Raw genomic sequence first — 12,177 nt, forward strand, 5'->3', positions numbered from 1 at the left:
CTAATGGACAAACTAATGGTGTGATGGTATATTGGTTTTGTAAGGAACAAAAGTAAAATTAAGGGGGCAACATAATGAAGAAGTGGAAAGGTATTATTGCTAGCTTACTAGTCGTTTTGTTAGTTGGAATGCTTGCGGCATGCGGCGGACAGGATCTGGCCAGCAAGAATGTAAGCGATAACAAGGCTGACGGTAAAAAGAGCGGAAAACTCAAAATTGGTTTATCTGTTTCAGACTTAACACTCGAAAGATGGCAGCATGACAGAGACATCTTTGTAGACAAAGCCAAATCACTTGGGGCAGATGTTTTAGTACAATCAGCGAATGGTGATGAAGCGAAGCAATTATCACAAATTCAAAATATGCTTTCACAAGGCATTGATGCCCTTGTTATCATTGCAATCAACTCTGATTCATTATCCCCAGTGGTTGAGCAAGCGAAAAAGGAAGGCATTCCTGTTTTAGCCTATGACCGCTTAATTAATAACGCTGATGTGGATGCGTATGTATCCTTTGATAATGTTCGTGTAGGAGAAATGCAAGCTGAAGCCATTGTGAAATCAGTACCAAAAGGAAACTACTTCCTTCTAGGCGGATCGCCAACAGACAACAACGCTAAAATGTTTAGACAAGGTCAAATGAATGTGATCCAGCCACTAGTGGATAAAGGTGATATTAAAGTGATTGGAGACCAATGGGCAAAAGATTGGGATGCCAACGAAGCCATGAAAATTATTGAAAATGGTTTAACCGCTAATAAGAATAAAATTGATGCAATTGTAGCATCAAACGATAGCACTGCTGGCGGTGCCATCCAAGCGTTAGCAGGACAACATTTAGATGGAAAAGTTGCAATTTCCGGACAAGATGCTGACTTGGCAGCTGTTCAACGGATCGTTGAAGGTAAACAAACGATGACTGTGTACAAACCAATTAAGACGATTGCTACGAAGAGTGCAGAAGTAGCCGTACAACTTGCCAAAGGTGAAAAAGTTCAGGCAGATAGTACTGTAAACAATGGAAAGATGGATGTTCCATTTATCAAGCTTGATCCAATCATGGTAAACAAAGATAACGTGATGGATACAATCATTAAAGATAATTTCCATCCTTATGATGATGTTTACAAAAACGTTCCAGCAAGTGAACGCCCAGCTAAACAATAACTGGTGAAAATTGAAGATTGGGGGCTATTATCCCCTTCTTCTTTTTTTAGAATGACAGAATGGCAGAATAAAAGTTTACATGAATGAAAGAAACCCGGCGTCTTTTTATGATGTCCGACAATAGGCCGTCATAACGGTTTGAGTGAAGTCCAGCCTAAAAAAGATTTTTAATAAGGCGTTTTGCTTTATTGGGGAGGTACAAAGTATGGAAGCTTTTGCACTGCAAATGCAAGGCATTACGAAAGAGTTTCCCGGAGTTAAAGCGTTAGATAATGTAACATTTTCAGTGCGCAAGGGAGAGATTCATGCCTTATGTGGTGAAAATGGTGCAGGAAAGTCTACCTTAATGAAGGTATTAAGTGGTGTATATCCCAGTGGTTCTTACAGCGGTCAAATTTTGATTAATGGGAAGGAGGTTTCGTTCAAATCGATTAAGGAGTCACAGATTGCTGGTGTTTCGATTATCTATCAGGAACTGGCGCTAGTAGGAGAAATGTCAGTAGCGGAAAATATCTTCCTAAGTCATGATCTAATGAGAAGTAAAGTAATCGACTGGAATAAGATTAATACCGAAGCACAGAAATGGCTGAAATATATTGGTTTGGATATTGACCCTGAAACGAAGGTTAATCAACTGACCGTTGGAAAACAACAATTGATTGAAATCACAAAAGCATTGACACATCATACGGATATTTTGATTTTAGACGAACCGACCGCTGCACTGACCGAGAGTGATGTTGAAATTTTAAAAGGAATTTTAATGGATCTAAGGTCTAAAGGTGTTACCTGTATTTATATCTCTCATAAGCTTGGTGAGGTAATGGCATTAGCTGATAGTGTAACCATCCTTCGTGATGGTCGTACAATTGGAACCTATCCCATTTCAGAAATGAATGAAGATAAGATTATTGAAAAAATGGTTGGCAGAGAACTCACTGAATTATTTCCTTATGAACCAAGGAAAATTGGTGAAAACGTCTTGGAAGTGGAAAACTTTTCTTTTTATGACAAAAAAGCAAATAAAATGATTGTTAAAAATGCTTCATTTAACTTGAAAAAAGGTGAAATACTTGGATTTTCAGGGTTAATGGGTGCTGGCCGTACAGAGCTGTTCATAAGTCTATTCGGTGGTCTTGAAGGCAAAAAACAAGGTCAGGTAGTTATTGATGGGAAGGAAGTACATATTCAAAAACCAGCAGATGCTATAAAAGCAGGTTTGGCCTATGTTTCTGAAGATCGAAAAAAATATGGCCTTGTATTAGGGATGGATATTGCAAAGAATTCTACACTCGTCGCCCTTAATAAAGTAATTAAACTTAAGGTAATTGATGATGCCCTTGAGATTAAAAGAGCTGAAGAAATTACGAAAAAAATGAAGCTGAAAGCACCCAATCTTGAGGCAAAGGTTGGTCAATTGAGCGGGGGGAATCAGCAAAAAGTCGTTTTAAGCAAGTGGATCCTTAATGATCCCAAAATTCTCGTTTTAGACGAGCCAACCAGAGGCATTGATGTAGGAGCCAAATATGAAATTTACAAAATCATTAATGAATTGGCTGAGCAAGGAGTGGGAATTGTTATTGTTTCCTCGGAATTGCCGGAAGTACTTGGAATGTCAGACCGTGTCCTTGTCATGTCAGAAGGTGAAATAATGGGGGAATTCAGCCGTGTTGAAGCGACACAAGAAAAAATAATGGCATGTGCTACTGGAGGGAAAAAGTTATGAGCAGTCAGATCTCTACTTCTACTAAAATGAAACCGCAAGAAAAAAAGGCAGTCAGCTTTAAATTTGATCTACAATCTTATACATTAATTATCGCTCTAGTTTTTATTGCAATTATTTTTGGGGCTTTTACCGGCGGGGAGTTCCTATCATCTCGAAATCTTTCAAACTTATTTACACAAATGGCCGTTATGTCTGTTCTCGCTGTTGGGATGACACTTGTCATTGTTGCCGGCCATATTGATTTATCCGTTGGTTCCATTGTGGGTTTAACCGGGGGAATAGCGGCCATTTTACAAGTATGGAATGGCTGGAATACTGGAACGGTTATAATTGCGGCAATTGTGGTCGGAGCCATCATTGGTTTATGGCAAGGATGGTGGGTTGCCTACCGCAATGTTCCTGCTTTCATTGTCACTTTAGGCGGTATGTTGATTTTTCGCGGAGTATTAATTGGTATCAGCAAGGGACAAACGATTGCCCCGCTAAGCCAGAGTTTTGGTCAAATTGGAAACAGCTTTTTGCCTTATGTTCTTGGATACATCCTTGCAATCATCGCTGTCGTTCTATTGTTTATTTCAAAAGTACGTTCAAGAGCAAAACGTCAATCTTTAGGCTTGTCCCTTTTACCATTGTTTATCGACTATGGAAAAATATCTGTTTACTCTATTTGTATATTATTTTTAACGTATATGCTTAATCGTTATTTGGGAATTCCTGTCCCAATGCTCATTGTCGTGATCTTAGCTGGAATCTTTCTATTTGTATCCCACAAGACATCCTTTGGCCGGTTCACCTATGCGATCGGCGGTAACGTTGAAGCCGCAGCTCTATCAGGGATTAATATTAAACGAACGATATTATATGTATTTATTCTAATGGGTGCTTTGGCTGGTGTAGCTGGGGTTCTATTAACAAGCCGATTGAACGCTGCAACTGTAAGCGCAGGGACTTCCTATGAATTGGATGCCATCGCAGCTTGTGTAATTGGCGGGACAAGCTTGATGGGGGGAAAAGGGAAAATCGTTGGAGCCATTATTGGAGCCCTTATTATGACAAGTATTGATAATGGTATGAGTATGATGAATATTGAGGCATTTTGGCAGTACATCGTTAAAGGTTTGATCCTTATTTTTGCTGTATGGATGGACGTATCGAACCAGAAAAAATAATAGAGTATTTCGTAAACTCGTTTAAGGAGGCTCATTCATGCGAAAAGTTCGTTGGGGAATCGTAAGTACTGCTGATATTGCAAGAACACAAGTGATTCCTGCCATCCTTCAAGCAGGAAATGCAGAAATTGCAGCGATTGCAAGTTTAAGTGGCCGTGCGCAAGAAACAGCTTTAGAATTCAATATTCCTAACTATTATGATCGTTACGAGGAAATGTTAGCCAATCCGGAAATTGATGCTGTGTATATCCCACTTCCGAATCACTTGCATAAACAATGGGTGATCGAAGCGGCAAAACAGGGAAAGCATGTACTCGTTGAAAAACCGGCAGCTCTAAGCGCAGAAGATGCGCTTGAGATGGTCAATGTCTGTCGTGAAAATCATGTTAAATTCATGGAAGCCTTTATGTATCAATTCCATCCGCAGCATCAACGGGTTCGGGAAATTCTTGTTTCAGGTGAAATAGGGGAAGTTAAGCTAATGCGTGCCTCTTTTTCCTTTTTTCTTGAACAAAAAGAGGGAAACATTCGTATGGACAAAGCGAAAGGCGGCGGCAGCATTTACGATTTGGGATGCTACTGTATTCATGCAATCCGAAATGTTTTAGATTCGGAACCGGTAACAGTTGAAACTTACGCTGAATTTGATTCTAAAACAGGTGTGGATCTTTCAGCCATTGGTATACTAAAACTTGAAAATGGAGTAAAGGCCGTTTTTGATTGCAGCTTTGAAATGGCGTTCAAACATGAATATGAAATTGTCGGGACAAAAGGAAGAGTCGTTGTTCCAAGAGCTTTCCGTCCGGATGTTAATGGCGGCGAAGGGGTTATTATTGTTCAAAACGATTCTGTTGACAGAACGGAAAGAATATATGGAGATCTCTATTTACAGGAGGTCGAGTATTTTTCAAATGCTATTTTGAAAGATGAACCAATCCATTATACTGGTGAGAATATCATTAATAATATGCGTGTCATCGATGCTTGTTATCATTCTCTAAATAATAGATGAAAAAGTTTATAACGGTACATAAAAATTGTGGGCCGCAGCTATTCGTCTCTGCACTTTTTCCTTTTCCCATTTATGCTATCGAAATTTTTTCACTGGATATCAATACAAAATTGAATTATATCAACACTTTTGGTAGGATATCGACACTTTTTAATAGGATATCAACACTTTTTAATAGGATATCAACACTTTTTAGTAGGATATCAACAATGGTTAATCAAAAAGTAATTTTGGGGCCCTGTAGAAAACTTGTCTATGACGGAACAGACAGCGGTATAAAACAACTTGTTACATCTGTACTTGCCTATGAAAAAGTTTGGGGTATGGACCTAAATCATGTGCCACTGTTAACAGAGTCTGTGACGAATTACCTCATTAAAATTGAAAATGATGGGATGCAAGAAGCTATTAAAAAGGTTACTAACATGAATGCCGCCAATTGGGTTGGCTGATCCTTGGCACGGTGAACCTTATCATAAAGACGGTATTTATTTAGTAGAGTTGGAAAATTATAAGTTGAAGAAATCAGGCGAATTTTTCACCTGATTTTTTCATTGTACAAATAAATTTTCTTGTGTTTTCGTCTGATTTTTTGACAATTTTTTTGCATTTTTCTGTCCATAAACCTATATAATAGAAGGGATTGTTCGGTTTTTAATCAAACGTTTGTGTAGAAGTCATGTTTGTCGAAATCGGTATAATATTGTAACTGAAAGTCATTTTTTTGAGAATGGGGATATGAGCAGGGAAATTGAATGGAATTTATCGACAAAATATTTCCTCGGAAACGCGAGAATATTCGTTTTCTAAAAGGCTTTGTCCCGGTTTTAATCAAACGTTTGATTGAAAAAATAAGCGTCGGTAGCTGTCGATTCGTAAAGAATGGTGAGGGTTTTAAAACCATAGTCCGAATAGAAGGGCCTTTTTCCTACTCCATCCATCTTATTAATAAAACATAGATATCGGAAAATATACGATTTACCTAAAAATACAAAGAACGTCTGCCTTTATAAGCAAACGCTCTTTCATGAAAAGAAGGTAATGTAGAATATGTTGGTTCTACGCTGGTGGTAATCATAATATATGTACAAGATCATAAAATGGCATGGACAAGGGCTGATTTTAAAGAATTAATTCTTGGTCTGTGCTTAAATACAAATTCCCCTTAATCGGTTGGATACTCATTTAAACGGTCGTATAGTCTAGAGTGTACCGGAAACCTATAATCTGCCTTAACGCAAAGACTTGTTAGAGTAATCTCAATCAAAAAAAGCCCAGCTTGGGCTTTTTTGTATTTTTCCTTATCAAAAAGTGCCCCTTTAGCATTTAATATAATGTGAAAGTAAATTCAAGTTTGTCTGGTGTATTTTTTTCAACATGATACTGGCGATTTTATAGACCTTTATCGGTTAGAAGATTGGAATTTGAAATAACTTGGCAGGTGGTAGAATTTATGGGATGTTCCTGTGGCGGCAGTAAAAATAATAATGCAAACCAAAATCACAACGGTAAAAAATACCTTCAAACAAATACGAAATACAAAACTCAAGAAAAAGGCAATGTAGCCTATATAAAAGCTGACAAGGGAAAGAATCATCAAGTCTGGGTTAAGAAACCGAATTAGAATCTAAAAAGCGAAGAAAGGCAGAATGCTCTGCCTTTCTTCGCTTTTTAGACTTCTTTTAATTTTGATAGTAAATTGTCAATTTTTAAAATATATAGACAACTAATTGTCAATTGTGTTAATATTTCCCTAACATAATTGAACGAACATCATGTGAACAAGAAAAGGAAGAAGTGAGGTGACTTTTGAAAAACGGTGACAAGGATTTTGGAAGCGTTCGCATAGGACCTTTCGCTCTGCCATGTTATCTTTAAAGAAAGGTCTTATACACACTGTAGGGCTGTTTTCAATTTTGGAGGTTAGAGACGATGACAACAAATTCGATGGATAAAATGAAGGGGATTAAACCGTCCATTTTATTGGAGCAAAACAAGCATACCTTTACGAAAGCAGAAATTAAAATCTATGAATACATTCGAAATCATAGTCAACAGGTGATCTATCATTCTTTAACAGAACTATCAGAGGCGAGCGGGGTAGCGGAAGCAACCGTTTTACGTTTTTTTCGAAAACTGGGGTTTAAAGGGTTTCAGGATTTTAAGTTTTTGTTTGCACAAGAGACATTACACGCAGCACAAAAGGACAGCCATGAAACCATCATTAGAAAAATCAGAAATACTATGATCCAAGCAATCAATGAATCATCTGAAATTGTCAGATTGGAAGACTTGCAAGCGGGAATCGACATGATCCATCAATCCGATGATGTCGTAATATTTGGTATTGGGGCTTCAGGTATCGCCGGATTGGATATGCAGAATCGCTTAATGCGAATTGGAAAACATGCCAGTGTTGTCACGGACTCACACTTTCAAATCATGCGGGCATCGTCGATGACGGAGAAAACGGTTGTCATTGCCATTAGTCTTACAGGCAGTACAAAGGACATTGTTGATGCGGTGGAAGTGGCCAAGCGCAATAACGCGACAGTGATTGCCTTAACAAGTTATGTTAAATCTCCTTTAACACGGTTTGCTGATTTGGTCTTATTGTCGTCTGCGAAGGAGAGTCCATTAGATAGTGGATCCTTAGTGTCGAAAGTCGCTCAAATGTATCTCATTGACCTTCTCTGTACGGGACTGGCCATGCAAAAATTTGAAATTGCCAAATCGATGAACGCGAAGATATCTGAAAACTTATCAAGTAAGCTTTACTAGGATTTTTTGAAGGAAGAGTACAATACGAGGAGGAAATCGCTTGAAAAAATTTTTAATAGCAGGAATGACATCCATGCTGGTTCTGGGAAGCTATGTTGGGATTAAAGCAAACGCTTCTGGAAGTGCAAAATCTGTTGATCGAATCACATGGGAATATGGAGGAGAACTAGAGGCACAAAAGGGATTTGACAAGAATATCGGTACAGCAGGAGTGCTAGCGGGATCTTATAAAAAGAATTTAATCATTGGAGGCGGAGCGAATTTTCCTTACGAATCCGTCTTAAATGGAGGGGCAAAGAAATATTACTCCGATATCTATGTTTTAAAAAATGAAGATCATCAATTAAAGATGGTCGAACATACAAATCTTGATCATGAGATTGGATATGGAACTTCCATCACGACAGATCAAGGCGTTTACTACATTGGAGGAAGTCCTGAAAAAGAATACGCAGATGATATCACGCTGCTAACTCTTGATTCACATAAAAAATTGAAAGTGAAAAAAATAGGCGATCTGCCATTTACGATCAGTGATGGGATCGCTGTTCAGAAAGATGGAAAATTGTATATTGGCCTTGGTAAGCAAAATGGAAAAGATAGTAATAAATTATATGAATATGATTTAAAAACGTCTAAAACGAAAGAGCTAGCGTCCATCCCAGGGGAAAGTGCCAGGAATCAAAGTGTGGCCCAACTATTAAACGGAAACCTCTATGTCTTTAGTGGTGGAGGATCCGTTGCTTATACAGATGGGTATAAATATGATATTGAAAAAAATTCCTGGTCAAAAGTTTCTTCCGTCAAAGTGGATGGAAAAGAAATCTCTTTACTAGGAGCCAATTCGGTAAAATTAAATCGGGATGAAATGATGGTCATTGGTGGATTTAATAAGGAAATCTATGATAACGCTGTTAAAAATTTAGGCTCACTAACAGGAGAAGAATTAGCCGCTTTTAGAACGAAATATTTTAATGCGGACCCTTATGAGTTTCATTGGAATAAAGAAGTTTTAATCTATAATGCAAAAAAGGATACATGGAGATCAATCGGAAAGGTTCCTTTTGATGCACCTTGTGGGGAAGGCTTAGTGTTAATGAATAAAAATATCTTTTCGATCAATGGAGAAATAAAACCTGGCGTAAGAACGAATGCGATTTATTCAGGAACCTTACTCAACCATTAACTAGATTAAATGATTTCTAGAAATCCCTTTATTGACTCGTGAAACGAATATTTCATACAGCTTATGAGGACAAGCTAAAATGCAGAGCTTACAGCACAGAGAGAAGTAGTTTGTTTCGATTAAAAAATTTATAGAAATGGAGTTTTGTATGAATACTTTTTTCGCTAAACGTCTATTTAATTTTTTGCTAGCTTTTGTGCTTGTATTCTCTCTTAGTTCGATGATCCATGTGAGTAACATAAAGGCAGAGGCCAATGCACTGCTTGATTACTCGGTAAATCAATCCTTTAACGGCACGAGTGACTACATAGATAAAACAGCGGATGTTCAAAAGGTTTCAGGGCTGACGGAAGGATCGATCGTGGCGAAGTTTAAAACCACTAGCGGTGCTGCTGCCAAAGCAATCATTAGTGGTACGGATAAAAAAGATCCTTCGAGTAATATCACCTTAAGTGTAAATGGATCTGATTTATACTTTGAAAATCGGGAAAACGGAAGTTACGCTGCTAGTCTGAAGGCAGCCGGTTATTATAATGACGGGAACTGGCACACGGCTGTCCTATCGGTGGATGCTGCTGGAACTAAATTATATGTCGATGGAATTTTAATGGCCACCCATTCTTCTACAGCATTTTTCTCCCATGTAACAGACATGGATGGTTTGTATATTGGCCGTAATGCCGATAATGGCGGCGGACAGTGGTACTTTAGTGGAGACATTGAGAACGTGAAGATCTTCAACCAAGCCTTAACGGCGGAAGATGTGAAAAAAATAAGCGGTGATAACATCTATCCTGCTCCAGATGTACCTGCGGCTGTTCCTTTATTTGAACCAGGCATGGCGAATACGGCTGCCTATCGGATTCCCTCTTTGCTTACCACCCAAAAGGGAACCATCATCGCTGCTGCAGATGTAAGAAAAATTGGTATAGCCGATAGTCCGAATAATATTGATACCGGCATCCGCAGAAGTACAGATAATGGTAAGACCTGGAGTGATTTGGATGTCATTATTGATTATCCAGGTTCGGGATATGATGGTGCTTCTACCATTGACTCTTCCATGCTGCAGGATCAAGAGTCCGGGACCATCTGGCTTTTGGTTGACCATTTCCCTGGCGGCATTGGGTTTGGAAGTGCTGTAGCAGGTAAAGGGTTTGATGCCAACGGATACCGCCTTCTTTATGACAAGGATGGAAAGGAATTTACCCTAAGAGAAAACGGACAAGTGTTTAACCAAGCCGGAGTCAAAACAGAATACACAGTTTCTTCCAATGGTGATGTCGATCTAAACGACGAAAAACGTGGAAACATATATCTGAAAAAAGGTGTTGACCCGAAAGAAAGCCTTCTTGAAGCAAGAACCGCCTTTTTGCAAATCATTAAAAGTGATGACGATGGAAAGACATGGTCAAAACCGATGGATTTGAACAGCCAGGTGAAGGAGTCCTGGATGAAATTCCTTGGTACAGGACCCGGAAGAGGACTTCAACTAACTAAGGGTGAGCATAAGGGACGATTAGTTTTTCCAGTTTACTATACAAACAAGAACGGGATGCAATCAAGTGCCGTCGTCTATAGTGACGATCACGGAAAGACGTGGAAACGCGGTGAATCTCCAAACGATGGCAGGGTATGGCAAGGCACAACGCTGCAATCTGAAACAACAGGTGTTTATGGGGCACAATTAACCGAATCACAAGTAATTGAACTGGACAACGGAACGTTAAAATTATATATGCGAAATACTTCAGGGACAGGAAGAGTGGCAGTTGCCGAAAGCTTGGATGGAGGAGAAACCTGGGGGGATGTAACCTTTGATCAAACCCTGTTGGACCCTTATTGCCAGTCAACGGTTATCAATTATCCTGATCTGGGAGACGGTAAAAACCGTGTCATCTGGGCGAATCCGGCAAGTACCTCCGGCAGGGTAAACGGGACGGTACGTGTAAGTGAAGATGACGGGAAGACATGGAAATCTTCCATGCTGGTAAAACCGGGCGGCTATGCTTATTCAGCTTTAACCGTTCTACAGGATGGGAAAATCGGTCTGTTATATGAAGATAACGCAGGGTCGATTTTATTCACCTCCTTCTCGCTCTATGATGTAACGAAAGAGGATTCCACCCCGCCTGTGATTGATCTTAAGGACTCTCTGACCGTAAACCAGACAGATGAAGCCAATATTCCAGTTACAGTGACGGATCCAATAAGCGGAGTGGCTGACGTTCAAATGACTTTGGATGGGAAAGAAGTCGAGAATCCGATTCATATCGAGCCGCTATCCCTTAAGGCGGGCGATCATACGCTTCAAGTGAAAGCAGTGGATGTTGCTGGAAATGAAGCAGTGAAGACAAGTACGCTCCATGTATCCTTTGATATCGGTTATCTGGATGAATTCCTGGCTGTCGCGAAGAATAAAGGCTGGGTGACAGATGAAGGAATTTTGAACAGTTTAACGTCAAAAGTTCAGCACATTCAGTCTAAGCAGGATGACAAAGGCACCGTTCTGAACGGTCTGAAGGCTCTCGAGAACGAAGTGAAAGCACAAGAAGGCAAAAAGATGGATGAAAATGGTGCGAAATTGCTTTTGGATGATATTTCCTTTGTTAAAGCGAATTTAGAGTGAATTTTTGGGGACCATGGGGACGGTTCTGCCGGCTTTTTTAGTCCGCGAGATGAATAAAGTAGACCAAGAGAACCGTCCCTGTGGTATAAAAGGAGACCGGATTCACGAAGAATCCGGCCTCTCACTTTTATCCCGCATTAACGGACAGTAAGACCCCAACTTAAGAATTTGACGGACATTCAGATAAGCGGGGGTCAACTGTCCGTAAAAGCCCGATTGGTTCAACTAACAATCAGTGGGAAAAAGACCCCACTGATTGAAGTTTCACCTTATACAAGCTCATAATCTGTTACATTACGTTCCACGATTCTTGCTCCTTTTGCTGAAACAAGGTCGCCACTTCCTGTATAGAAAGCTCCGGAACTCACGATTTGATCCATTGATTGTTTTACAACGGCTTCATCAATCGGTTCCTTTGGATTATCAACGGTAATCCGGGCAATTTTACCAGTAGCTGTTACGAATTGTAATTCCAATGTTTTAGCCAAACTCCTCACCTCCAGTCCTC

10 protein-coding genes are annotated in these 12,177 nt (G+C 39.5%); 9 read left to right on the top strand and 1 reads right to left on the bottom strand.

Annotated elements, in window-relative coordinates:
• The first annotated feature begins 74 nt into the window (after positions 1 to 74).
• From xylF to E2K98_RS04865, 9 genes are all read left to right on the top strand, one after another.
• Positions 75 to 1,166: a D-xylose ABC transporter substrate-binding protein gene (gene xylF / locus E2K98_RS04830; RefSeq protein ID WP_133333128.1), complete on the top strand. Its 1,092-nt coding sequence runs from the start codon at positions 75 to 77 to the stop codon at positions 1,164 to 1,166.
• 205 nt (positions 1,167 to 1,371) lie between these two features.
• Entirely contained in the window at positions 1,372 to 2,892 is a 1,521-nt protein-coding gene (locus tag E2K98_RS04835) for a xylose ABC transporter ATP-binding protein (RefSeq protein WP_133333129.1), read from the top strand.
• Positions 2,889 to 4,061: a sugar ABC transporter permease gene (locus E2K98_RS04840; RefSeq protein WP_235824715.1), complete on the top strand. Its 1,173-nt coding sequence runs from the start codon at positions 2,889 to 2,891 to the stop codon at positions 4,059 to 4,061. Before E2K98_RS04835 ends, E2K98_RS04840 begins: the two co-directional genes overlap by 4 nt.
• A 37-nt stretch (positions 4,062 to 4,098) precedes the next feature.
• Positions 4,099 to 5,073: a Gfo/Idh/MocA family protein gene (locus tag E2K98_RS04845; RefSeq protein WP_133333131.1), complete on the top strand. Its 975-nt coding sequence runs from the start codon at positions 4,099 to 4,101 to the stop codon at positions 5,071 to 5,073.
• A gap of 209 nt (positions 5,074 to 5,282) precedes the next feature.
• On the top strand, positions 5,283 to 5,525 hold the full coding sequence (locus E2K98_RS04850; RefSeq protein WP_133333132.1) for a hypothetical protein: 243 nt from the start codon (positions 5,283 to 5,285) through the stop codon (positions 5,523 to 5,525).
• 1,001 nt (positions 5,526 to 6,526) lie between these two features.
• Positions 6,527 to 6,697: a hypothetical protein gene (locus tag E2K98_RS30770; protein WP_165976171.1), complete on the top strand. Its 171-nt coding sequence runs from the start codon at positions 6,527 to 6,529 to the stop codon at positions 6,695 to 6,697.
• 308 nt (positions 6,698 to 7,005) lie between these two features.
• On the top strand, positions 7,006 to 7,854 hold the full coding sequence (locus E2K98_RS04855) for a MurR/RpiR family transcriptional regulator (RefSeq protein WP_235824716.1): 849 nt from the start codon (positions 7,006 to 7,008) through the stop codon (positions 7,852 to 7,854).
• 40 nt (positions 7,855 to 7,894) lie between these two features.
• On the top strand, positions 7,895 to 9,040 hold the full coding sequence (locus E2K98_RS04860) for a cyclically-permuted mutarotase family protein (RefSeq protein ID WP_208025316.1): 1,146 nt from the start codon (positions 7,895 to 7,897) through the stop codon (positions 9,038 to 9,040).
• Between the two features lie 148 nt (positions 9,041 to 9,188).
• Positions 9,189 to 11,669 (top strand): exo-alpha-sialidase, encoded by a 2,481-nt coding sequence (locus E2K98_RS04865; protein ID WP_165976172.1) that lies wholly within the window; start codon positions 9,189 to 9,191, stop codon positions 11,667 to 11,669.
• A 269-nt stretch (positions 11,670 to 11,938) separates the two neighbouring features.
• On the opposite strand, the gene E2K98_RS04870 is transcribed toward E2K98_RS04865, so the two are convergent.
• Positions 11,939 to 12,157: a DUF2922 domain-containing protein gene (locus E2K98_RS04870; RefSeq protein ID WP_133333134.1), complete on the bottom strand. Its 219-nt coding sequence runs from the start codon at positions 12,155 to 12,157 to the stop codon at positions 11,939 to 11,941.
• Between the last annotated feature and the right edge of the window lie 20 nt (positions 12,158 to 12,177).

The sequence above is a fragment of the Bacillus salipaludis genome, from assembly GCF_004358205.1.

What these genes read in the sequence shown, in the direction of transcription:
- E2K98_RS30770 (WP_165976171.1), top strand. Translation starts at nt 6,527, where the DNA reads ATGGGATGTTCCTGTGGCGGCAGTAAAAATAATAATGCAAACCAAAAT.
- E2K98_RS04850 (WP_133333132.1), top strand. Translation starts at nt 5,283, where the DNA reads ATGGTTAATCAAAAAGTAATTTTGGGGCCCTGTAGAAAACTTGTCTAT.
- E2K98_RS04835 (WP_133333129.1), top strand. Translation starts at nt 1,372, where the DNA reads ATGGAAGCTTTTGCACTGCAAATGCAAGGCATTACGAAAGAGTTTCCC.
- E2K98_RS04840 (WP_235824715.1), top strand. Translation starts at nt 2,889, where the DNA reads ATGAGCAGTCAGATCTCTACTTCTACTAAAATGAAACCGCAAGAAAAA.
- E2K98_RS04855 (WP_235824716.1), top strand. Translation starts at nt 7,006, where the DNA reads ATGACAACAAATTCGATGGATAAAATGAAGGGGATTAAACCGTCCATT.
- E2K98_RS04845 (WP_133333131.1), top strand. Translation starts at nt 4,099, where the DNA reads ATGCGAAAAGTTCGTTGGGGAATCGTAAGTACTGCTGATATTGCAAGA.
- xylF (WP_133333128.1), top strand. Translation starts at nt 75, where the DNA reads ATGAAGAAGTGGAAAGGTATTATTGCTAGCTTACTAGTCGTTTTGTTA.
- E2K98_RS04865 (WP_165976172.1), top strand. Translation starts at nt 9,189, where the DNA reads ATGAATACTTTTTTCGCTAAACGTCTATTTAATTTTTTGCTAGCTTTT.